Origin of the sequence: Paraburkholderia fungorum (genome assembly GCF_046027215.1) — a bacterium.
GTDB classification, from domain to species: Bacteria; Pseudomonadota; Gammaproteobacteria; order Burkholderiales; family Burkholderiaceae; genus Paraburkholderia; species Paraburkholderia fungorum_D.
Genome location: NZ_JAQQEN010000001.1, coordinates 3,436,506 through 3,458,840 on the forward strand (window position 1 = coordinate 3,436,506; position 22,335 = coordinate 3,458,840).

Sequence of the window (22,335 nt, forward strand, 5' to 3'; positions counted from 1 at the left end):
CCTATTTCTGCGCGCTGCGCGGGCGCACCGGCACGAACTGCGTGTTCTCGCCGCGGCGAACCAGCAGTGCGACCATTTTCTGCGAATCGAGATGCGAGGTCACATCGTCGAACTGCTTTGCGCTCGTGATATCCGTATCGCCGACGCGCAGCACGATGTCGCCCTTTTGCAGACCCACACGAGCCGCCGGACCGTCAGCCGCGTCCACCTGCACGCCGCCACGCAGCTTGAGCGCCTTCAGTTGATCGGCAGGAATATCGCTGACGGCGAGACCCAGCACGTTCGTTGCGCGTTGCTTCGGCACCGGCGCCTTCTTTTCGTCCGCCTTGGCGGTCTTGTCCGGTTGCATCTCCGCGATCGTGACCGGCAGATCGCGAGTCTGACCCTTGCGCCAGATCGTAATCGTCGACTTGGTGCCAGGCTTCGTGTCGCCGACCATGCGCGGCAAATCCGTTGCGGTTTCGACCGGGTGACCGTTGAACTTCAGGATGATGTCGCCCGGCTGCACGCCGGCCTTATCCGCCGGGCCGCCTGGCTCGACGCTGCTAACCAGCGCGCCCTGCGCCTTTGGCAAGCCAAGCGAATCGGCCACGTCTTTAGTCACTTCACCAATCGCCACCGCGATCCGGCCGCGCACGACCTTGCCCGAGGCTTTGAGCTGATCGGCTACGCGCATGGCTTCGTCGATCGGAATCGCGAACGAGATACCCATGAACCCGCCGGTACGGCTGTAAATCTGCGAATTGATGCCGATCACTTCGCCCTGCATATTGATCAGCGGACCGCCCGAGTTACCCGGATTCACAGCCACGTCGGTCTGGATGAACGGCAGGTAGTCGCCCGTGTCACGCCCTTTCGCGCTGACGATACCGGCGGTCACGGTGTTCTCGAGACCGAACGGCGAACCTATCGCGACCACCCACTCGCCGACGCGCACCTTGTTCGAATCGCCGATGGTGATGGTCGGCAGATTGGCGGCGCTGATCTTCACGACCGCGACGTCGGTACGATCATCGACGCCGACGAGTTTCGCCTTGAATTCGCGCTTGTCGGTGAGCGTGACGTAGATGGTGTCCGCGTCGTCGACGACGTGCGCGTTGGTCATCACGTAGCCGTCGGCCGACAGGATGAAACCAGAGCCGACGCCGCTATTCTGTTCGGGGTCGGTGTTATCCGGCGTGTCCTGGCTGCCGCCACTGCCGCCGTTATCACCGCCGCGCGGCGAACCGGGCGATTGCGGCGACTGCGGCAACGGAATGCCGAAGAAGCGGCGGAAAAACTCGGACATGTCGCCGTCGTCCATGCCCGGCGGCAGACCGCCGCGCGCGCCGCTGTTCGACACACGGGTGGTCGTGCGAATGTTGACGACCGCTGGACCGACCTTGTCGACCAGGTCGGTGAAGTCGGGAAGATTGGCTGCGGGAGCCGCCGACGCCATATGCGGTACGAGCGGCAAACACGCCGCTACCACCGCGGCCGCGAGGAATTTGCGTACCGAGAAAGTCGTCATATCGTAGCGAGCCGAGGAATTCGAGGAGTCGGAGGGTTACTTCGGAGCTTTATATTCTATGGCAGACGCAAACTGCTGCAATGTGGTCTGGGGCACTTCACCGAGCAGAGTAATCCAGAAGTCACCGCGACGCTTGACCAGCACATGCGTCGCGCCGCTACTGCCCGCGCCTTCCTTGCGGGTATTGTTTTCGACCGGCTCGACGAACACCGAAATCGCCGCGAGACCGTCGGAGAACACGGCCTGGTCGACCGGGATGGTCGGCTGGCCCGCGTCCCGCGCAGCCATTGGACGGCGCAACTCACGAATCTTGCGGAAGCCGGGCACGGTCGGCGCGATCTGCCAGCCTTGTGCCTCCATATCGACAGGTTCGACCGGCGGACGTACGACCGTCCAACCTGCCGTATTACGAATACCGTTGACGATGGCAGTCTTGTCCACCGGCACGCCAATGCGAATCTGCGAAAACGACAATTGTTCGAGCACCTGACCGTTCGAATCCAGTGTCTGCGCGCGCAGCAGCAGGCCGGTCTTCTTGTCGGCCCACAGCTTGTAAGCAAAGCGATACGCGTCTTTTGGATCGAGTTCGATCACCTCACTGTCGACGCCCGCCACGCGGTCGTCACCCAGCAGCTTCGGCTCGTACACCGAGAGTACCTGTTCGCCGCTCACTGCGAGGAGTGCCGGGAACGAGTCTTTATTCTGACGCTTCTCCACGACGCACAGATGCCGCTCCGGCACGAATGTGTAGAGATCTTCGTTATGACGCAGCATCTTGCGCGGCTTGCCGTCGAGGCTTTCGAGTTGCTCGAATTCGCCGTCCGTGCGGGTTGCATAGTGCGCGATCCGCGATGTCTGAACGAAATTGCCGCGCTGATAGACGAACGCGCCCTCGTAGTTCTGCTGCTGCGCGGCCTGATGGATCCGGTCGAGCAGATCCGCGGCCGTACGACGGGCGACAAGTGGGTCGTTGGTTTGCGCAAAGACCCGCGGCGTAGCGGACAACAACACGGCTGCGCAGAACAGAAATGCCGGCAGCCGCCCCCAGATAGTCGTTTTATTCAACCGCGGAGTCTGCATCAAACTATTGGCCTTGCGTAGAGACGGCGGCAGCGCGAATCAGCGGCATCGAACCCGGCATCACCGGCTGTTGCGCGAATTGCTGGTGAGCTTCCAGATACTGGTCGAGACTTGCGTCACGAATGATATTGGCGTCCTGGGCAACCGGCATGGCCGTGGCGGCCGGCACCGAGGCCATGGCCACACGTTGCAGCGAATCGCCATGCGACTGGACCGACGCGACTTGCGTCATACCCGGGCCGCCCGGCACGCCTTGCAGTTGCGGCACGACAATCCACGTCAGCGTGGCAGCGGCGGCGGCGACGGCAAAAGCCGGCACGACGCGGCGGCGCAAGGCCAGCAGACGGCGCGCGACCGGCATCGCGGCAGGCGCGAGGACGTGCGGCTCGTTTTCGAAACGTGCAGCAAAACCGTTCAGGAACGCGCTGCTCGCCGCCGGGCTGACTGCCAGTTCGTCCGAACGCAATGCGTCGCCGATCAGGTGATAGCTCGACCAGGCGGCACGATCTTCACCGTCCAGCCCCGAGATAAATTTGTCCAGATTCAGATGCTCTTCGCCGAATAACTCACCGTCGACAAAAGCGGACAGACGCTCGCCGCGCGAGCTGACTTGCGATTGCATCGAGACCGACCCCATGATGCTCCCCATCTTACAAACACCCCGTAGTGACACCACTAACCCAGATATTGCACCCGCGCCCCTTCTGGCCGGCTGGTCTCTTACCAGCGCTTGCCTTCAGGTGTGTCAAGCAACGGACGCAATTTTGCCGCAATGGCTTCGCGAGCGCGGAAAATTCGTGATCTGACTGTGCCAATTGGGCAACCCATCATCTCAGCGATTTCCTCGTAACTCAAACCTTCAATTTCACGAAGAGTAATGGCGGTGCGCAACTCTTCCGGTAAAACCGCCATCGCAGCATTGACCGTCTCAGCGATCTGCTTGCTCATCAACATCGACTCAGGCGTGTTGATATCCCTTAGTTGGTCGGCGTCCGAGAAAGTTTCAGCTTCTTCAGCATCTGCTTCGGTCGAAGTGGGTGCGCGCCGCCCTTGGGTCGCAAGGTAGTTCTTTGCCGTGTTGACCGCAATCCGGTACAACCACGTATAAAAGGCCGATTCCCCGCGAAATTGCGGCAACGCCCGGTACGCCTTGATAAAGGCGTCCTGGGCGACGTCTTCCACTTCGGCGGGATCCCGCACGAGGCGCGAGATCAGCCGGAGAATCTTGCGGTGGTATTTGGAGACCAGAAGCTCGAACGCGGCCTTGTCGCCCTTCTGGACGCGCTCGACCAGCACCTGATCAATTTCTTTTTCGCTCACCTGATAAATCCGTTAACTATTGGGCGCATGGCGGGGGACCATTGTAGCGTCCCCATCATCGCGGCACGTTACTACGGTAACAGCGGTTACAGTCGTTACAGTCAGACGCCCGCGCCGCGCCGGCCCAGTACGGCCAGTTGGCGAAAGACAGTGGCGGGCAGCGCGTCGGCGGTAATGAGCAGCGTGCGCGAACACCCGTGATCCGGCACGAGCGCCAGCACGAGCAGACGGCCGCTCCATTGCGAACAGCCGGCAATGCGTCCCTGGACCAGCAAATGCCCTGTGCGGCCCCACGCCGATAGCCCTTCCGGACCGATTTTGAGCGCGACGGGCTGCTCGCGTTCATGTCTGGCCGCGCATAGCGACAGCAGCGCCAGAACGGCCAGCGTCAGCGGGACGGCCTGCCAGTGGCCCAGACGCGAGGCCAGACAGGTATGGACCGCCAAAGCGGCAATCAGGATGAAGCCCCCCATCGCCGCGCGCAATGCGGCGGAGCGACGCAACGTGATCCGTTGCGTCGCTCCGCCGGGCGTGGCCGATTCGAGGGACGACGCCGGCTGAGCCGGCGTCGTCGAGTGGCGCGTCACCAAGCGGTCAGCCGATCAGAAACGTTTGAAGACCAGCGTGCCGTTCGTGCCGCCGAACCCAAACGAGTTCTTCAGCGCGACATCGATCTTCATCTCCCGCGCGGTGTTGGCGCAGTAATCGAGATCGCAGGCCGGATCCTGATTGAAGATGTTGATGGTTGGCGGCGACACCTGATGATGCACGGCGAGCACGGTGAACACGGATTCCAGACCGCCGGCACCGCCCAACAGGTGACCTGTCATTGACTTGGTCGAGTTCACGACCATGTCTTTGGCGTGGTCGCCGAAAGCGCGCTTGATGCCGGTGGTTTCGGCCAGATCCCCGAGCGGCGTGGACGTGCCGTGGGCGTTCAGGTAATTCACCTGATCCGAGTTGACACCCGCGTTCTTCATGGCGGCCAGCATGCAGCGCCGTGCACCGTCGCCATCTTCCAGCGGGGCGGTCATGTGATAGGCGTCGCCGCTCATCCCATAGCCGCTGACCTCGGCGTAAATCTTCGCGCCGCGTGCCTTCGCGTGTTCGTACTCTTCGAGCACCATGACGCCGGCGCCCTCGCCCAGCACGAAACCGTCGCGATCCTTGTCCCACGGGCGGCTGGCCGTTGCCGGATCGTCGTTACGTTGAGACAGCGCGCGTGCCGCCGCAAAGCCGCCGATACCGAGCGGCGAGACGGTCGATTCCGCACCGCCGGCGATCATTACGTCGGCGTCGCCGTATTCGATCAGGCGCGAAGCCTCGCCGATACAGTGCAGGCCGGTGGTACATGCGGTGACGATGGCCAGATTCGGGCCCTTGATGCCGAACTTGATCGACAGATGGCCGGAAATCATGTTGATGATCGACGCCGGCACGAAGAACGGCGAAATACGGCGCGGGCCGCGGTTCAGCAACTCGGTTTGCGTCACTTCGATCATCGGCAAACCGCCAATGCCCGATCCGACCACGACGCCGATGCGCTCCGAATTCTCATCGGTGACTTCGAGGCCGCTATCCTGCATCGCCTGGATGCCGGCTGCGACGCCGTAATGGATGAACGTATCCATATGGCGCGCTTCCTTACCGGGGATGTAGTCCTCGATATTGAAGCCCTTCACCTCGCCGGCGAAACGAGTCGAAAAGTTCGACGCATCGAACTTCGTGATATTGGCAATACCCGACTTGCCGGCGACCAGATTGGCCCAGCCGTCGGCAACATTATTGCCAACAGGCGAAATCAGCCCCAGGCCTGTAACAACAACACGACGGCGGCTCACGGTAACCCCTTTTTCATAGTTGACAAAAACAAAAGCCACAGCGGCTACAGGAACGTGCCCTGTGTGCCCTGTGGCTGTTAAGCGCCCCCACACCCGGTGCTTCGCACCAGGTCCCCCCGAGAGTGGCAATCCCCCACGGGGACTTCCTGCGGGGCGGAAAACGCGGGGCGGCCCGGCGTTTTCTTGAAAGTCGGCAATCGCGCGAAAAGTTGCGCTGTCAACATCGCTGGCTCCTGCTTGGCAAAAAGCGCCAACCCTGCTGGCGCCGGCAACCGGCACGGCAGGGCGTCATACGCCGCCAACGCAGAAACGCAGGCGCGAATGACCTTAGGCCTTGACGTTCGCGCGAGCGTAATCGATCGCTTGCTGAACGGTGGTGATCTTCTCGGCTTCTTCATCCGGAATTTCCATGCCGAATTCGTCTTCGAGGGCCATCACGAGCTCAACGGTGTCGAGCGAGTCGGCGCCGAGGTCGTTCACGAACGAAGCTTCGTTCTTGATCTCAGCTTCCGCAACGCCCAGTTGTTCTGCGACGATCTTCTTGACGCGCTGTTCGATATTGTCCATTAACCCCTCCAAGGGAAAAGAAGTTCAAAAATACAGGTGCGCGCATTTTATCAGGTTTGACCCGGCAAAAAAGCGGCGCATCGGGTTCCAGTCAAGGCATGCGCCTTACGCTTTTGCAAACGCGTCAAGGCGCGGATAGTAACCGAAAACGGTTACGACATGTACATCCCGCCGTTCACATGCAATGTCGTCCCGGTGATATAGCCTGCTTGCGGCGACGCCAGAAACGCCACGGCGTGCGCGATGTCTTCCGGGCTGCCGAGGCGGCCAAGCGGAATCTGCGTCTTCAGAGCCGTTTGCTGCTCTTCCGGCAGGGTCTTGGTCATGTCGGTATCGATGAAGCCCGGCGCCACGCAATTCACGGTAATCCCACGGCTGCCGATCTCGCGCGCGAGCGCCCGCGTCATGCCCGCCACGCCTGCCTTTGCAGCGGCGTAGTTAACCTGGCCCGGGTTGCCGGCCGAGCCGACCACCGACGTGATGTTGATGATGCGGCCGCCCTTCGCTTTCATCATCGGACGCAGCACGGCGCGCGACAGACGGAACACCGACTTGAGATTGGTGTCGACCACCGCGTCCCAGTCGTCGTCCTTCATGCGCATGGCCAACTGGTCTTGCGTGATGCCAGCGTTGTTCACGAGCACGTGCAGCGCGCCGAATTCCTTCACGGTGCCGTCGATCAGCGCCTCAGCCGCGGCTGCGTCGTTCACGTTAAGCACCGCGCCGCGGCCGTTCACGCCAGCCGCACCAAACGCTTCGGTAATGGCGGCCGCGCCGCTTTCGCTGGTCGCCGTGCCGATCACCGTCGCGCCCTGGCGCGCCAGTTCCATCGCGATCGCCCGGCCGATGCCACGCGAAGCGCCCGTCACGATTGCGATCTGCTTGTCGAGAGTCTTTTCCATCTGTCAGTCCGGATGCCCTTCGGAGGGCTGATTGATTCTTAAGGCTACTTTAACGTCTGCTTTTACGGCACGTTTGGCGCGGCGTTCAGCCTGCGGTCACGAGCTTGAGCGTTTCTTCCAGCGAGGCCGGATCGAACACCGAAGCGCCGATCAGATTGCCATCGATGCGCTTGGTCAAACCCGCAAGGACCTTGCCCGGCCCGCACTCGACCACATGCGTGACACCCTGCGACGCCATGGCCTGCACGCTTTCCACCCAGCGCACCGCGCCGGCCGCCTGGCGCACGAGCGCATCCTTGATTTTCGCGGGTTCGTTGACCACGGCAACGTCGACGTTGTTGATCACGGGAATCGACGGCACCTGCACGTTGACGCTCGCCAGATACTCGCGCAGTTGATCCGAAGCGGGCTTGAGCAGCGACGAATGGAACGGCGCCGACACCGGCAGCGGCAACGCGCGCTTGGCGCCCTTCGCCTTGGCGACTTCGCAAGCCTTTTCCACCGCGGCCTTATGACCGGCGATCACGACTTGCGAGGGCGCATTGAAATTCACCGCTTCGACGACGCCTGCAACCGAGGCCTCAGCACAAACCGCGCGCACTGTGTCGTCATCGAGACCGAGAATCGCGGCCATGCCGCCTTCACCAACGGGCACCGCCGTTTGCATCGCCTGCGCACGGAAACGCACGAGCGGTACCGCGTCGCGGAATTGCAGCGCACCCGCCGCGACCAGCGCGGTGTATTCGCCAAGGCTATGGCCGGCCACGATAACCGGCTGCGGGCCGCCCGCTGCCTGCCACGCGCGATAAATCGCGTAGGCGGCGGTCAGCATGACGGGCTGGGTGTTGGTAGTGAGGTTCAGATCTTCGGCGGGACCTTCTGCGATCAGTTTGCCGAGATCCTGATTGAGCGCGTCGGACGCTTCCTGAATCGTCTCACGCACGACCGCGTGATCGGCGAAGGCGTTCAGCATGCCGACCGATTGTGATCCTTGCCCAGGAAAAACGAACGCAAATTTCATATCGTCCCCAATTTCTATGTTGTCAGATGTGGGTGGCGCGCGCGGCTGACAAGCAGCAACCAGCGCGCTCAGGCGTAGGCGAGCGCCGCAGACAGCACGCGCCATGGCATCGCGCTGATCAGTAGCGGATAACCGACGCGCCCCACGTAAAGCCGCCGCCGACACCTTCGATCAGCACGTTCTGGCCGCGTTTGATGCGGCCGTCGCGCACCGCGACGTCAAATGCGAGCGGAATGGACGCAGCCGACGTATTGCCGTGCTCGCCCACCGTGACGACCATGCGCTCCTGCGGCAAGCCGAGCTTGCGGCAGGTGCTTTGCATGATGCGGATATTGGCCTGATGCGGAATCAGCCAGTCGATCTGCTCAGCCGTCAGATTGGCCTTGGCGAGCGCTTCGACGGCGACCTTTTCGAGCACGTTGACGGCGAGTTTGAACACCGCCTGGCCGTCCATATGCAGGAACGCGCTGCCGGCGACCACACCGCCGTTCACGTTGCCCGGCGTGCAGAGAATGTTCGAGTGGCTGCCGTCGGCGTGCAATGCGCTTGCCAGCACGCCCGGTTCCTCGGACGCCTGCAGGATCACCGCGCCCGCGCCGTCGCCAAATAGCACGCAAGTGGTGCGATCCTTGAAATCGAGAATGCGCGAGAAGGTTTCCGCGCCGATCACGAGCGCCGTGCGATGCTGACCACTGCGAATGAAGCTGTCAGCCGTCGCCACCGCGTAAGCGAAGCCGGAACACACGGCCTGCACGTCGAATGCCGCGCCGTGGTTCTTGATGCCGAGCTTGTTCTGCAGCAGGCACGCCGTACTCGGAAAGACAAAATCCGGCGTGGAGGTTGCGACGATGATCAGATCGATGGATTGCGGATCGATGTCGGCCGCTTCGATCGCGCGCTGCGCGGCGACCAAGGCCAGATCGCTGGTCGTGACATCGGGTTCGGCGAAGTGACGCGCATGGATGCCCGTGCGGGCGACGATCCATTCGTCGCTCGTCTCGACGCCTTCTCTGGCGAGACGCTCAGCCAGATCCTGATTGGTGATGCGCGCGGGCGGCAGGTAGCTGCCGGTGCCTAGCACGCGGGAATAAATTGTCGATTGAGCCATTATGCCTTCGAGGATTGCGCAGCGTAGGGCTCGGCCGGCTGGCCTGCGAGCGGGCTTGCGTGGCCCGCGCCGCTTGCGTCGCGCGCTGCCTGTGCGAGAGAACCCGCGTTCTCTTCCATCGCTCGCGCAAGGCGCTCCAGCACGCCGTTTTTGACGGCATCATACCCGCGTTTGATAGCCCACTCAAACGCGTAGGCATCCGCCGAGCCGTGACTTTTGATCACCAGCCCGCGCAAACCGAGCAGCGCGGCGCCATTGTATTGCCGGTGATCGACGCGCTTCTTGAAGCGCATCAATACCGGCAATGCGAGCACCGCCATCACCTTGGTCAGCCACGAACGGCCGAATTCTTCCTTGATGATGTTGGAAAGCATCTGCGCGAGGCCTTCCGACGTCTTCAGCGCAACATTGCCGACAAAACCGTCGCAGACGATCACGTCGACCGTGCCTTTGAAGATGTCGTTGCCTTCAACGTTGCCGTGAAAGTTAAGTGTACTCGCGCGCAGCAGTTCGCCGGCGCGTTTGATGGTGTCGTTGCCCTTGATGACTTCTTCGCCAATGTTGAGCAGGCCAATGGTGGGCCGCTCCTTACCTTCGAGCGCCGACACAAGGGCGTGCCCCATCTCCGCGAACTGCAGCAGATGCTGCGGCTCGCAATCGACGTTGGCGCCCAGGTCGAGCATCATCGTGTAGCCATTGGGATTGGGCAGTGCCGACGCGATGGCCGGGCGTTCGATGCCCGACAGCGTTTTCAGCACATAGCGCGAGACCGCCATCAGTGCGCCCGTGTTACCGGCGGAAATACAGGCTTGCGCCTCGGATTCCTTGACGCGGTTGAGCGCCACACGCATGGACGAGTCTTTTTTCTTGCGCAGCGCGACTTCCACCGGATCGTCCATGGCGACGATCTCGGTAGCAGGCACAACGGTCAGCGCCGGCAGGTCCTGAGCCTTCAACTTCTTCAGCTGCGCACGGATCGCACTTTCAATGCCGACGAGCATCAACTCAGCATCGGGATGCGAACGAACGAAGTTGACGGCTGCGGGAACGGTCACGGACGGGCCGTGGTCGCCTCCCATGCAATCTATCGTGAGCTTTACTGTCATGGAGTGCGACGAATTTCAGGCGCCCTGGATGGGACCGCCGTCAGCGCTAAAGCGCCAACTGCGATCGACACAAAAAAGCGGCAGATGAATGCCGCCTTTTTGCCGAGCCGGGAAAATGTCAAGCGAGCCGATCGCCACGCGAAACGCCAAGGGGCGCAACGCAGTGAAACGATTAGTCGTTCTTCGTCTTGATGACTTTCTTGCCGCGATAGTAGCCGTTCGGGCTAACGTGGTGGCGCAGATGCACTTCACCCGTGCTCGGCTCAACGGCCAGCGGCGCTGCCGTGAGGAAATCGTGCGAACGGTGCATACCGCGCTTCGACGGCGACTTCTTATTTTGTTGAACTGCCATGACTAACTCCTAAAAATTTTCCGAATTCTAACACAGCCCGATCCGGTCTCCGCCACTGGCCGAATGGCCAATGCGCCCGCATCGCGCTCCCATGCAACTGTTCAGTGCTTCTTGTCGCCCGGCTCACCGCGCTTGAGACTTTCGAGCGCCGCGAACGGATTAGGCCGCTCGGGCTCACCGCCCTCACCCGCTTCATCCGGCGCAGCCTCGTCGCCCTCGCCTTCTGTTCCGGCCACACCAGAGACGAGACTCTCGTGCACTTCCGGACACACCTCGTGCTTGGGCACGAGCGGCAAGGAAAGCAGCAACTCTTCTTCGATCAAGTCGATGAGATCGAACTGGCGCGAGCCCACGATCACCTCGACTTCATCCTCGTCGAGCGGAAACTCTTCGGCTTCCGCCTCAGTGCTGACGATCCGGTAGGTTGCATCGACGTTGAATGCCTGCAAATACGGCGTCATGCAACGCTGACATTCGAGCCATGCGGCGCCGTGAACCGCCATCCTCAAATAAGGCTGCGGGCCCTCGGTGCCGTCATCCTGCAATTCCGGCTGCGTCGTCCCCTCGGCTTGCCAGGTGAACGCGGTATCGCGCTCTGGCGCTTCTGCCGGGACTTCGTTTAACATGCGCGGCAGTTGCGAGACGCGCACGACACCCGCGGCCTGACGCCCACTCCGCGCAAATTCGAACAGATCGAGATCATGCGGGTCGGGTAGACCAGCAGGGTTGCCAGGATGTTGAGTCATGTGCGCTCCTGCGTCGGCAAGGATTTCGCCGGGGTAAACCGGTCGGCAATGTAGCCCGCGAGCGCTTTGAAAAGGCCCGCTTGCTCAATAGCATACCGATGAAAAGCCCGAAATCATATCCGTTTTGTCTTTTCGAGTCAAACACTTAAGCCCGTACGCGCGCAAGGTCCGCGCTGCTCCGTACGCCTTGCCTCTCTAGCCGTTGGTTGATCATGCCAGATTCCCCCAATCGCCCGCCACGCCTGATTCTGGCGTCGAGCTCGCCCTATCGCCGCGAACTGCTCGAACGGCTGCGCGTCCCGTTCGACGTCGTCGTACCGGCGATCGACGAAACACCGCTCGCGGGCGAAACACCCGAAGTGACCGCGCTGCGGCTCGCCGAGGCGAAAGCCCGCGCGATTGCCGGCGGCCTCAGCGCCGGCGAAGCCGCGCTCGTGATCGGCTCAGATCAGGTCGCCACTTACGACGGTCTGCAGATCGGCAAGCCCGGCACTCACGACAAGGCACTCGCCCAGTTGCAGGCAATGCGCGGCCGCGAGGTGCTGTTTCATAGTGCACTTTGCCTGTTCGACAGCCGCTCAGGCGCCGCGCAATCTGTCGACGTGATCACGCGCGTGCTGTTCCGCAATCTGCCGGATGCGGCGCTCGATGCCTATTTACGCGCCGAAACGCCTTACGATGTCGCGGGCAGCGCCAAGTCCGAAGGCCTCGGCATCGCGCTGCTCGACGCCATCCACTCCGACGACCCCACTGCCCTCGTCGGCTTGCCGTTGATCGCACTGTCGCGCATGCTGCTCGCAGCCGGCTATCCACTATTGGGGGCGCAATGAGCGGCACGCTGTATCTGATTCCGAACACGCTTGGCGAAGGCGATACCGACGCGCTCGACGCCGTGTTGCCGGCGCCGGTGCGCGCCCGTGCGGCCTCGCTGCACTATTACATAGGCGAAAACGCCAAAACCACGCGCGCGTTTCTGAAGAAAGTCGGCACCGAGCGGCCGATCCAGGAAATCGAAATTCGCGAACTGAATGTCAACACGCCGGCTGGCGAGATCGACAAGCTGCTCGCGCCGCTGCTGGCCGGCACCGACGCCGGGCTGGTTTCCGAGGCCGGTTGCCCGGCGGTCGCGGACCCCGGCGCCCTGCTGGTGCGCCGCGCCCATGAACGCGGCGTCAAAGTCGTGCCGTTTGTCGGACCGAGTTCGATTTTACTGGCCTTGATGGCCTCCGGCCTGAATGGGCAGAGCTTCGCGTTCCACGGCTATTTGCCGGTCGACGCGACCGAACGGGCCAAGCGTCTGCGTGATCTGGAACAGCAATCGCGCAAGGCGAAGCAAACGCAGATCTTCATTGAGACGCCCTACCGAAACCGCGCTTTGCTCGACACCCTGCTCGCGACCTGCGCGCCATCGACGCTTGTATGCGTCGCGGTCGACCTGACCCTGGAATCGGAAACGATCGCGAGCCGCACGGTGGCCGAGTGGAAGAAAAAGCCCGCGATCGATCTGCATAAACGTCCGGCCATTTTCCTGATCCTCGCCGTTTAAGCGCCTTTCACGGGCGAACGGACCGCCAAGAAACAAAAAGCCCCGCGCGATTGTCACCTGATCGCGCGGGGCTTTCTATTAGCAGTCAGTGTTCGTTCACCGCAGATTCAGCTTCCCGCCGAGCGCCATGGCATGCACGGCTCCGCTGCCGACCGCCGCGCCGAACTTGCGCGCCACGCGGTCAGTAATGCTTTCCTTCACCGTGTAATCGACGATATCCGGAGCCTTGAAAAGGTCGCGTGCGACGTAGTCCGCGTCGCCGAAACCGTCCGCCAGCCCAAGCTCTACGCTCTTCTGGCCGGTCCAGAAAAGCCCCGAGAACATTTCCGGCGTTTCGTGCAGGCGCTTGCCGCGGCCCTGGCGAACCGCATCAATGAACTGGGCGTGGATCTGATCGAGCATGTCTTGCGCATGTTCGTCCATTTTCGGCGTTTCCGGCGAGAACGGATCGAAAAAGCCCTTGTTCTCACCCGACGTATGCAGTCGGCGCTGCACGCCCAGCTTGTCCATCAGGCCGGTGAAACCAAAGCTGTCCATGAGCACGCCGATCGAGCCGACGATGCTCGCCTTGTCCACATAGATCTTGTCCGCTGCGGCCGCCGCGTAATAGCCGCCCGACGCGCACATGTCGCCTACCACCGCGTAGAGCGGAATTGACGGATATTTGGCGCGCAAACGGCGGATTTCGTTATAGATGATGCCGGCCTGCACGGGACTGCCGCCCGGGCTGTTGCACCGCAGGATGACCCCCGCGGTGCCGGCGTCGTCGAACGCGGCTTCCAGCGCGGTGTTGACATCTTCGGCGTTCGCGTTCGTATCGGCGGAGATTTCGCCATCAAGCGACACCATCGCCGTATGGCGGCCGGTAGTCGAGACTTTGTCGCCGGAGAAGTCGAGTGCGCCCCACACCGCCAGCAGCAGGACGATCAGGAACACAAAGCGGAAGAAAATTTTCCACCGACGTGCTGCGCGCTGCTCGTTGATCGCCGCAAGCGCAATGCGCTCGAGCGCCGCGCGCTCCCAGCCCGGTTCATCGGCAGGCGAGCGGGTGCGGCCTGTCAGGGACGGTTCCTTCGGTTCGGGAGTCAAATTGTCGGACATGCGTTGCAGTGGAATGATCGAAGAAGAGGAAAGTCAGGGCGCGGCCGGACGCAATTCGCCATCGGGCAGCCAGAACACGGCGCGGCCTTCGGGCGTATCCCGTTCGTCGACCTGAACAGGACGCAACCTGCCGCCACGGCACGGGCCACCGACACATTTGCCGGTATCCGGCGCGTAAATCGCGCCATGTGTGGCGCACATCAAGTATAAACCGGAGGATTCGAAGAACTGCCCTTCGGACCAGTCGAGCTCCATCGGCACGTGAGCGCAACGGTTCAGGTAGCCGTAGGCGCGCCCATCGTAGCGCACAAAAAATACCACTACCTCACCGCCACCCAGCGTCGCGGCACGCCGCACGCCGGCGCCACCGTCAACCAGTTCTTCGGCTGCGCAAATGCGCACCGCTTCCATTGGCGCTTCGCTCATACACTCACTCATGCGTTCTCAAGCAGCCAACCCGACAAAGCGCCGACGCTCGAAGCGACGAATTTCGGCGACAACGCCGTCAGCGAGCCGGCCGGATGCGCACCGTACGTTACGCCGATCCCCGCGACACCCGCGTTGATCGCCATCTGCAGATCGTGTGTTGTATCGCCGACCATCACCGTGCGTGCCGGATCCTGCCCCAATTCGCGCGTCAGCTCATGCAGCATGGCCGGATGGGGTTTCGAGAAGGTTTCGTCCGCGCAACGCGTGCCGTCGAACAGGCTCGTCAGGCGCGACTGGTCGAGCGCGCGGTTCAGGCCGACGCGGCTCTTGCCGGTTGCCACGGCCAGCAAATAACCCTGGTCGCGCAACGCCTGCAACATATCGCGCACCCCAACGAACAGTTCGGTGGTCTGATCCTTGACCAGATAATGAAAGCGATAACGTTCGGCCAGACGCGGGTACTCGGCCGGATCGAGCGTGGGTGCGGCGATTTGCAAGGCGTCGCGCAGACCGAGACCGATGACATAGCTCGCGGCCTCGTCAGCGGGGACCGGCAAGCCAAGATCGCGGCACGCCGACTGGATGCTGCGCGTAATGTGCGCGGTCGAATCCATCAACGTTCCGTCCCAGTCGAAGACGATCAGATCAAATTGCTCTCTAGCCATGCGGTGTCGTCTCCGGGTGTGACCCATTTCGTAATTCGTTGAGTTGCGCGACGAAGCTGCGGCATTCGGCCGGCAACGGCGCTTCCAGCTGCAACGGCGCGCCGGTTGCCGGGTGCGTCAGCTTCAGCCGGTACGCGTGCAGGAACATGCGCTTCAGGCCCGGCTTCGCGTTGGCGCGCGCCAGCGCCTTGTTCAGCGCGAAGTCGCCGTATTTGGCGTCGCCGACGATCGGCAGTTCCAGGTGCTGCAAATGAACCCGAATCTGATGCGTGCGGCCGGTCTTCAGTTCCGCTTCGAGCAGCGCGTACTCCGGCCAGCGATCGATCAGATTGAACACCGTGTGGGAGGCGAGACCATCCGCCTGCACGCGCACGCGCCGCTCGCCGTCCGCGGTCAGATACTTGTGCAGCGGCTCCTTGACCGCCCGGCGGCGGCCCCAGTCGCTCGCCCATTCGCCGTGGACGCACGCATAGTAGCGCTTATCCATCCTGTTCTCGCGAATCTGCTCGTGCAGATTGACCAGCGCGGTGCGCTTCTTGGCCAGCATCAGGATGCCGGAGGTCTCGCGGTCGAGCCGATGCACCAGTTCGAGGAATTTTGCCTGCGGCCGCGCTTCACGCATCTGCTCGATCACGCCGAAAGCGACGCCGCTACCGCCGTGGACCGCCACGCCGGCCGGTTTGTCGATGACCAGCAGATGTTCATCTTCGAAAATGATCCTGAACTCCGCACTCGGTACCGGCGCGTGGGCAGCGGCCGCGTTCGGCTGGGCGACGCGGATGGGCGGCACACGCACCAGATCGCCGAGTTCGAGCCGATGCTGCGCATCGACCCGACCCTTATTCACCCGCACCTCCCCGCTGCGCAAGATGCGGTAAATATGGCTTTTTGGAACACCTTTGCAAACCCGCAAAAGGAAGTTATCAATGCGCTGTCCGGCCGCACTGTCGTCGATCTCGATGATCGAGACCTGGTCGCTTGCGACCGATTTCTGGGATATTTTGCCTAACTCTTTCATTCTGAATATAATTTGCCCAGCAGTCTGCGGCGGCCGGCGCAGTGTCCGGAATTCGGGCGGATTGCGCAGGTGCAAGCGATAAACCGTTATTTTACTTGCGCCGGGGTCTGGTTGCTCACCCTGAAAATGAGATGCAACAAGTTGCACGCACGAAGTCAGTACCCGGCAGGGACGGCGCCCACAGGCGCGTTCGGTCAAGGTCGGCTTCGCCGGTAACGGAATTTTGGTAAAAAAGAATTTAACTGTCAGCTTCGGTATCGGGCGGTTTGACGCCTTGCTGCAAGAAGCTGCCGGTTGCGAAAATACGGCGTGCGCCCGTGGCGTCTTGTAGAAAGTACAAGACATGGCGACGTCAAAATGAGGCGAGACACCCCCAGCGAGAAAAGACGCGCCGACTGCGCGAACTTCCCGCTGCGGCATGACCGCATGCCTTAGACCCTCCGGTCACGCGTCCAGTTGGCGCACCGGCGCGAGTGGACGAAGGCGTAAGAAGGTCATCCGGCAGAACCCGCGGCGTGTCGGGTCGTTATTTGAAGCCGTGTTCGCATGTGCCCTGCGGCACCGCGCCCGTTTGTTAATGGGGCCGGGCCCTCTCAGGCAATTCTCCCGCCATTTTTCCCGCTCCAGCGTGCTTGTGAAAACACAATAAAGCGCGGCATGCCACTGCCCTCTTCGCTCTCGCGACTGACAACCGCGCAGCGTGGGCAAGGCTAAGCCGCTCTGGAGCCGTTCAATGAAACGAATGTTGTTCAACGCGACGCAGCAGGAAGAACTGCGCGTCGCCATCGTCGATGGGCAAAAACTCATCGATATCGACATCGAAACCGCCGGGCGCGAACAGCGCAAAGGCAATATTTACAAGGGCATCATTACCCGCATCGAGCCCTCGCTCGAAGCCTGTTTCGTCAACTACGGCGAAGACCGCCACGGTTTTCTGCCGTTCAAGGAAGTCGCCCGTCAGTATTTCCGTGACGGCGTCGACATGCGCTCCGCGCGCATCCAGGACGCGCTGCGCGAAGGCCAGGAACTGATCGTTCAGGTCGAAAAAGAAGAGCGCGGCAACAAGGGCGCAGCCCTCACCACGTTCATCTCGCTCGCCGGCCGCTATCTGGTTCTGATGCCGAATAACCCGCGTGGCGGCGGCGTGTCGCGCCGGATCGAAGGCGACGACCGTCAGGAACTGCGCGAAACCATGGCGCAGCTGCAACTGCCGGAAGGCATGAGCATCATCGCGCGCACGGCCGGCATTGGCCGTTCCGCCGAAGAACTGCAGTGGGACCTGAACTACCTGATGCAACTGTGGCGCGCCATCGAGGCCGCGTCGCAGAGCGGCTCGACTGGCCAGCCGATGCTGATTTATCTCGAATCGAGCCTGGTGATCCGCGCGATTCGCGACTATTTCCAGCCGGATATCGGCGAAATCCTGATCGACACCACTGAAATCCATGACCAGGCCCGCGCCTTCATGGATATCGTGATGCCGGACAATGTCAGCAAGGTGAAGCGCTACCACGACGACGTGCCGCTCTTCTCGCGCTTCCAGATCGAACACCAGATCGAAACCGCGTACTCGCGCACCGTGCCCCTGCCTTCGGGCGGTGCCATCGTGATCGACCACACGGAAGCCCTGGTCGCGATCGACGTGAACTCGGCGCGCGCCACCAAGGGCGCCGACATCGAGGAAACCGCTGCGCGCACCAATCTCGAAGCCGCCGACGAAGTGGCCCGCCAGTTGCGCCTGCGCGACCTGGGCGGCCTGATCGTGATCGACTTCATCGACATGGAATCGGCCAAGAGCCAGCGCGAAGTCGAGCAACGTCTGAAAGACGCTTTGAAGCACGACCGTGCGCGCGTCCAGATGGGCAAGATCTCGCGCTTCGGCCTGATGGAACTGTCGCGTCAGCGTCTGCGTCCGGCATTGTCGGAAGGCAGCCACGTGACCTGCCCGCGCTGTAATGGCACGGGCCACATCCGGGATACCGAATCGTCCGCGCTGCAAGTGCTGCGGATCATTCAGGAAGAAGCGATGAAGGAAAACACCGCGGCGATTCATTGCCAGGTGCCGGTCGAAGTGACCGCCTTCCTGTTGAACGAGAAGCGCGCCGAAATCAACAAGATCGAGTCGCGTTTCAAGGTCAATGTCGTCCTGATCCCGAACAAGCACCTCGACACGCCGCATTACAAGCTCGAGCGCCTGCGTCACGACGATGCGCGCCTCGACGAACCGCGCGCTTCGTGGAAGATGGCTGAAGAAGCGGCCCGCGAAATGGAATCGGAAACCGGTTACAGCAAGCGTGCCGAAGAAGTGAAGCCGAAGCAGGAAGCCGCGGTCAAGGGCATTACGCCTGAGAAACCGGCGCCTAGCGCACCGGTTCGTCCGGCGGCCACCACCCCGGCTCCGGTCGCTGTAACGCCGGCGAGCGGCGGTTTTATCGGCTGGCTGAAGAATCTGTTCGGCATGCAGCCGGCCGCGCCGGCGCCTGTCGCACCGGCTACGACGGAAAAGCAGACGCGTCCGCAACGCGGCGAGCGCACGGAACGCGGTGAGCGCACCGGCGAACGCGGTGGCGATCGCAACCGCAACCGCCGTGGCGGCGCAGGCGGCGCAGGCGGCCGCGATGCAGCCGGCCGTGGCGAAGGCGCGACGACTGGCCGTCAAGGTCAGGCGCAAGGCCAACAACCGTCGCAGCGTCGTGAAGAACGCGAACCGCGCGAAGGCCGCGAGGCACGCGAAGGCCGTGAACCGCGTGAACCGCGTGAGGCACGTGAGTCGCGCGAACCGCGTGGCAATCGCGAGCCGCGTGAGGCACGCGAAGGCCGCGAACCGCGCGAGGCTCGTGAGCCGCGCGAAGGTCGTGAAAACCGCGACCGCGACAATCGTGGCAGCGACCGTACCGAAACCGTGGACGGTGCACCGCGTGCGGAACGTGGCGAACGTCGTGAACGGGGCGACCGTGCTGAACGCGGAGAGCGCCGCAAGCAGCAGCCGGAAGCCGCGGAAGCCTTGACGCAGAACGACACGCAATCGGCCGAAGAACTGGCGCAAAACCAGCTCGCCTTGGGCGAGAACGGTGCGCCGGTCGATCAGGAAGCAGTGGCGCGCGAGGGTGAAGAGCGCCGCCGCCGCCGCCGCGGCCGTCGTGGTGGTCGTCGTGAGCGTGAAGAAGACGTGAATGGCAACCTGGCGGCCGATGTAGCGGAAGCTGAAGGCGAGAGCGCCAACGTCGCCGACGAAGCACCGGTGCGCACGGCGCATCAGCCGACCGAGCGTACGGCGGAAGTGAGCGAAGCGAAGGCCGTGGCGCCGGTGGAAGTGGTGGTTGCAGCTGTCGCGACCGAAACCGCGGTCGTCACCGAGCTGCACGCCGCAACCGAAACGCCGGCTCTGGCTGTCGAGAAGGCTGCGACGACGGAAGCGGTTGTACCGGTCGAGCAAGCGCCGGTGGCACCTGCTGTGGTCGAGCCGGTGGCGCAAGCCGCTGTTGCACCGATCGAAGCCGCACAAGCCGCGCCCGCAGCCAGCGAGACTGTTTCGCTGGTCGAGCCGGTCGTTCGTGCCGAAGCTCCGGTTGAAGCTCCGGTTGAAGCACCTGCAGCCGCTCCGGTCGTGGAAGCTCACGCCGCGCCGGCTCCGGTCGAAACCGTAGCCCCGGCTGCCGTGGTGGAAGCACCGGCGGCTCAGCCAGCGCCGCAAGCCGAGATCGTCGAGCCGCAGGCGGCTGTTGCGGCCGCTGCAGCGGTCGCCCCGGTAGCGGAACCGGCAGTGGTCGAGCCGGCACCGGTCGCCGCTGCGCCGCAAGCACCGCAGGCACCCCGCCACACCGCAGTGTCGGCGGAAGCCCTGCAACCGGTGCTGGAACAGGCCGGTCTCGTCTGGGTGAATACCGACGCCGGCAAGCTGCGTGCCGCTCAGGAAGCTGCTGCACTGGCCGTCAAGCCGGCTCGTGTGGTTCGCGAACGCAAGCCGCTGCCGCCGCTAGACAGCGCGCCGATGCAGCAAGTGGAAACGGATAAGCACCCGCAGTAAGCTGCCCGCCGTCCCGCAAAGAGCCCGCCCTACCCGGCGGGCTTTTTGTTTTATGAGCGCCGGATGCGCACCCGGATCGGACGTTTCATGCCGCTCCCCGTATACCCCGACAGCGGCCTTAGGCGGCAGTCGCCCGATGCATTTCCGCTAGAATGAATAATCAGGTTCCCAATTCAAGCACCAAACGAAGCAATTCATGTCCCGACGCATCATCCCTGTTGCCGATCTGAGTGCGGTGCCGGTCATCTCCGGCCCCGTGCAAGCACCGCGCGGCGCGCTGCACGATACGCTGGCGCGCCCGCTGCGCGACCTGCGCATCTCGGTGACGGATCGCTGCAATTTCCGCTGCGTCTATTGCATGCCGCGCGCGGTGTTCGACAAGGATTACGCGTTCTTGCCGCACGGCGCGCTGCTGAGCTTCGAGGAAATCGAGCGCCTCGCGCGGCTCTTCGTCGCACATGGTGTCGAGAAAATCCGCCTGACGGGCGGTGAACCGCTGCTGCGCAAAAATCTGGAGTTCCTGATCGAGCGGCTCGCGCAGTTGACCACGCCGGAAGGCCGTCCGCTCGATCTGACGCTGACCACCAACGGCTCGCTGCTGGAGCGCAAGGCGCGCAGTCTGAAAGACGCCGGCCTGAACCGCGTCACCGTCAGTCTGGACGCGCTCGACGACACCTTGTTCCGCCACATGAACGACGCCGACTTCGCCGTGGGCGACGTGCTCGACGGTATTGCCGCGGCGCAGGCAGTCGCGCTCGCCCCGGTGAAGGTCAACATGGTCGTCAAGCGCGGCACCAACGACAGCGAAATCGTGCCGATGGCTCGCCATTTCAAAGGCTCAGGCGCCGTGCTGCGCTTTATCGAATACATGGACGTCGGCACCTCGAATGGCTGGAACATGACGGAAGTGCTGCCGTCCGCAGACGTCGTCTCGCGCATCGCCGAACATTTCCCGCTGGTGCCGCTCGAAGCCCACAGCGCCGCCGAAACCGCCCAGCGCTGGGGTTACGTGGACGGCGGCGGCGAGATCGGCGTCATTTCCAGCGTGACGCGCGCGTTCTGCGGCGCTTGCACGCGAGCGCGCCTGTCGACCGAGGGCAAGCTGTACCTGTGCCTGTTCGCGTCGTCGGGTCACGATCTGCGCGCCTTGTTGCGCAGCGGCTCGAACGATGCCGATATCGCCACCGCCGTGGCCGAAATCTGGCAATCCCGCGGCGATCGTTACTCGCAGTTGCGCGGCAGCGGCGCGGCGCATTCGCACGCACAGGACACCCGCCGCGTTGAAATGTCGTACATCGGCGGCTGAGCGGTCGCACGCATGAGTCCAACGCGCGAACACGTCACCGGTCTGGTCCTCGCGGGTGGGCGCGGTATGCGCATGGGCGGCGTCGACAAAGGGCTGCAACCGCTGCGCGGTGAGCCGCTCGCGTCTCATGTCCTGAAGCGCCTCGCCCCGCAAACGGGCGCCTTGCTGATCAGCGCCAATCGCCATCCAGACATTTACGCCGGGCTGGGTGCGCCGTTCGGCGCCGAGGTCATTGCCGACACCCTGGCCGGCTTCCCCGGACCACTGGCAGGCCTGCTTGCCGGCTTGCGCGCGGCACACACCCAATACGTGCTGAGCGCGCCGTGCGACACACCGGGGCTGCCCGATGAGCTCGCGGTGCGCCTCGGCGAGGCGTTGGACTCGAACCACGCCGACATCGCCACCGTCACGACCGCCGACGCCGCGGGCAACGTCTCCCTCCACCCCGTGTTCGCGTTGCTGCGCACGAGCCTTGCTGACGACCTCACGGCCTTTCTGGAAGCCGGCGAACGCAAGGTTCGCGCGTGGTACGCACGCCACAAGACGGTGGAAGTCGTCTTTGCCGACGAGCGCGCGTTTTACAATATCAATTCGCTACAAGAACTCGCCGACCTCGAACGTGGCTGAGGTCACGGTTGAAATCCCGCTCCGGCCGCACGGCAACCGCCGCTCCAGGCTCCGGTCGCGACG

23 protein-coding genes are annotated in these 22,335 nt (G+C 62.9%); 6 read left to right on the top strand and 17 right to left on the bottom strand.

Translation table 11 applies throughout. The features are described from left to right. Nucleotide 1 precedes the first annotated feature (1 nt). The 13 genes from PQR27_RS15255 to PQR27_RS15315 form a co-directional block, all read right to left on the bottom strand. The gene (locus PQR27_RS15255; RefSeq protein ID WP_408524438.1) at nucleotides 2-1,510 is read right to left on the bottom strand and encodes a DegQ family serine endoprotease; all 1,509 of its coding nucleotides are present in this window, start codon (nucleotides 1,508-1,510) and stop codon (nucleotides 2-4) included. Nucleotides 1,511-1,546: 36 nt separating this feature from the next. Continuing rightward, the gene (locus PQR27_RS15260) at nucleotides 1,547-2,590 is read right to left on the bottom strand and encodes a MucB/RseB family sigma factor regulatory protein (protein ID WP_408524439.1); all 1,044 of its coding nucleotides are present in this window, start codon (nucleotides 2,588-2,590) and stop codon (nucleotides 1,547-1,549) included. Between the two features lie 4 nt (nucleotides 2,591-2,594). Continuing rightward, complete coding sequence (locus tag PQR27_RS15265) at nucleotides 2,595-3,227, bottom strand: sigma-E factor negative regulatory protein (protein WP_408524440.1); 633 nt, start codon at nucleotides 3,225-3,227, stop codon at nucleotides 2,595-2,597. A gap of 83 nt (nucleotides 3,228-3,310) precedes the next feature. Beyond that, nucleotides 3,311-3,910, bottom strand: coding sequence for an RNA polymerase sigma factor RpoE (gene rpoE, locus PQR27_RS15270; RefSeq protein WP_006051939.1), 600 nt, complete (start codon nucleotides 3,908-3,910; stop codon nucleotides 3,311-3,313). Nucleotides 3,911-4,011: 101 nt separating this feature from the next. Continuing rightward, nucleotides 4,012-4,497 carry a hypothetical protein gene (locus PQR27_RS15275; RefSeq protein ID WP_408524441.1) on the bottom strand — a complete coding sequence of 162 codons (486 nt, stop codon included), beginning with the start codon at nucleotides 4,495-4,497 and terminating at the stop codon, nucleotides 4,012-4,014. Between the two features lie 15 nt (nucleotides 4,498-4,512). Next, nucleotides 4,513-5,751, bottom strand: a complete 1,239-nt coding sequence (fabF, locus tag PQR27_RS15280) for a beta-ketoacyl-ACP synthase II (RefSeq protein ID WP_408524442.1) — start codon at nucleotides 5,749-5,751, stop codon at nucleotides 4,513-4,515. A 327-nt stretch (nucleotides 5,752-6,078) separates the two neighbouring features. After that, nucleotides 6,079-6,318, bottom strand: coding sequence for an acyl carrier protein (acpP, locus tag PQR27_RS15285; RefSeq protein ID WP_004197638.1), 240 nt, complete (start codon nucleotides 6,316-6,318; stop codon nucleotides 6,079-6,081). Nucleotides 6,319-6,470: 152 nt separating this feature from the next. After that, the gene (gene fabG, locus PQR27_RS15290) at nucleotides 6,471-7,220 is read right to left on the bottom strand and encodes a 3-oxoacyl-ACP reductase FabG (protein WP_408524443.1); all 750 of its coding nucleotides are present in this window, start codon (nucleotides 7,218-7,220) and stop codon (nucleotides 6,471-6,473) included. A gap of 85 nt (nucleotides 7,221-7,305) precedes the next feature. Next, complete coding sequence (gene fabD / locus PQR27_RS15295) at nucleotides 7,306-8,241, bottom strand: ACP S-malonyltransferase (RefSeq protein ID WP_408524444.1); 936 nt, start codon at nucleotides 8,239-8,241, stop codon at nucleotides 7,306-7,308. 118 nt (nucleotides 8,242-8,359) lie between these two features. Next, nucleotides 8,360-9,349 carry a beta-ketoacyl-ACP synthase III gene (locus PQR27_RS15300; protein ID WP_408524445.1) on the bottom strand — a complete coding sequence of 330 codons (990 nt, stop codon included), beginning with the start codon at nucleotides 9,347-9,349 and terminating at the stop codon, nucleotides 8,360-8,362. Next, entirely contained in the window at nucleotides 9,349-10,455 is a 1,107-nt protein-coding gene (gene plsX / locus PQR27_RS15305; RefSeq protein WP_408524446.1) for a phosphate acyltransferase PlsX, read from the bottom strand. The genes PQR27_RS15300 and plsX overlap by 1 nt, the downstream gene beginning before the upstream one ends. A 172-nt stretch (nucleotides 10,456-10,627) precedes the next feature. Beyond that, nucleotides 10,628-10,807 carry a 50S ribosomal protein L32 gene (gene rpmF / locus PQR27_RS15310; RefSeq protein WP_047844776.1) on the bottom strand — a complete coding sequence of 60 codons (180 nt, stop codon included), beginning with the start codon at nucleotides 10,805-10,807 and terminating at the stop codon, nucleotides 10,628-10,630. 101 nt (nucleotides 10,808-10,908) lie between these two features. Then, the gene (locus tag PQR27_RS15315; protein ID WP_408524447.1) at nucleotides 10,909-11,553 is read right to left on the bottom strand and encodes a YceD family protein; all 645 of its coding nucleotides are present in this window, start codon (nucleotides 11,551-11,553) and stop codon (nucleotides 10,909-10,911) included. A 212-nt stretch (nucleotides 11,554-11,765) separates the two neighbouring features. On the opposite strand from PQR27_RS15315, the gene PQR27_RS15320 reads away from it, so the two are divergent. Both PQR27_RS15320 and PQR27_RS15325 read left to right on the top strand, forming a co-directional pair. Then, a complete protein-coding gene (locus tag PQR27_RS15320) occupies nucleotides 11,766-12,383 on the top strand; it encodes a Maf-like protein (protein WP_408524448.1) in 618 nt (205 codons plus the stop codon). Next, nucleotides 12,380-13,099: an SAM-dependent methyltransferase gene (locus PQR27_RS15325; protein ID WP_408524449.1), complete on the top strand. Its 720-nt coding sequence runs from the start codon at nucleotides 12,380-12,382 to the stop codon at nucleotides 13,097-13,099. The genes PQR27_RS15320 and PQR27_RS15325 overlap by 4 nt, the downstream gene beginning before the upstream one ends. A gap of 96 nt (nucleotides 13,100-13,195) precedes the next feature. On the opposite strand, the gene PQR27_RS15330 is transcribed toward PQR27_RS15325, so the two are convergent. The 4 genes from PQR27_RS15330 to PQR27_RS15345 are packed head-to-tail and all read right to left on the bottom strand — an operon-like array spanning nucleotide 13,196 to nucleotide 16,207. Then, nucleotides 13,196-14,200 (bottom strand): S49 family peptidase, encoded by a 1,005-nt coding sequence (locus PQR27_RS15330; RefSeq protein WP_408524450.1) that lies wholly within the window; start codon nucleotides 14,198-14,200, stop codon nucleotides 13,196-13,198. A gap of 33 nt (nucleotides 14,201-14,233) precedes the next feature. Then, entirely contained in the window at nucleotides 14,234-14,626 is a 393-nt protein-coding gene (locus PQR27_RS15335) for a Rieske (2Fe-2S) protein (RefSeq protein WP_408524451.1), read from the bottom strand. Nucleotides 14,627-14,634: 8 nt separating this feature from the next. Then, complete coding sequence (locus PQR27_RS15340; protein ID WP_408524452.1) at nucleotides 14,635-15,294, bottom strand: HAD-IA family hydrolase; 660 nt, start codon at nucleotides 15,292-15,294, stop codon at nucleotides 14,635-14,637. Further along, a complete protein-coding gene (locus tag PQR27_RS15345; protein WP_408525499.1) occupies nucleotides 15,287-16,207 on the bottom strand; it encodes an RluA family pseudouridine synthase in 921 nt (306 codons plus the stop codon). The genes PQR27_RS15340 and PQR27_RS15345 overlap by 8 nt, the downstream gene beginning before the upstream one ends. On the opposite strand from PQR27_RS15345, the gene PQR27_RS15350 reads away from it, so the two are divergent. The 4 genes from PQR27_RS15350 to mobA all read left to right on the top strand — a co-directional run bounded on the left by PQR27_RS15350 (nucleotide 16,112) and on the right by mobA (nucleotide 22,272). Next, complete coding sequence (locus PQR27_RS15350) at nucleotides 16,112-16,303, top strand: hypothetical protein (RefSeq protein WP_408525534.1); 192 nt, start codon at nucleotides 16,112-16,114, stop codon at nucleotides 16,301-16,303. The genes PQR27_RS15345 and PQR27_RS15350 overlap by 96 nt on opposite strands. A gap of 742 nt (nucleotides 16,304-17,045) precedes the next feature. Then, entirely contained in the window at nucleotides 17,046-20,339 is a 3,294-nt protein-coding gene (locus PQR27_RS15355) for an Rne/Rng family ribonuclease (protein ID WP_408524453.1), read from the top strand. Between the two features lie 196 nt (nucleotides 20,340-20,535). Further along, complete coding sequence (gene moaA, locus PQR27_RS15360; RefSeq protein ID WP_408524454.1) at nucleotides 20,536-21,645, top strand: GTP 3',8-cyclase MoaA; 1,110 nt, start codon at nucleotides 20,536-20,538, stop codon at nucleotides 21,643-21,645. 12 nt (nucleotides 21,646-21,657) lie between these two features. Further along, entirely contained in the window at nucleotides 21,658-22,272 is a 615-nt protein-coding gene (mobA, locus tag PQR27_RS15365) for a molybdenum cofactor guanylyltransferase MobA (protein WP_408524455.1), read from the top strand. The last annotated feature ends 63 nt before the right edge of the window (nucleotides 22,273-22,335 follow it).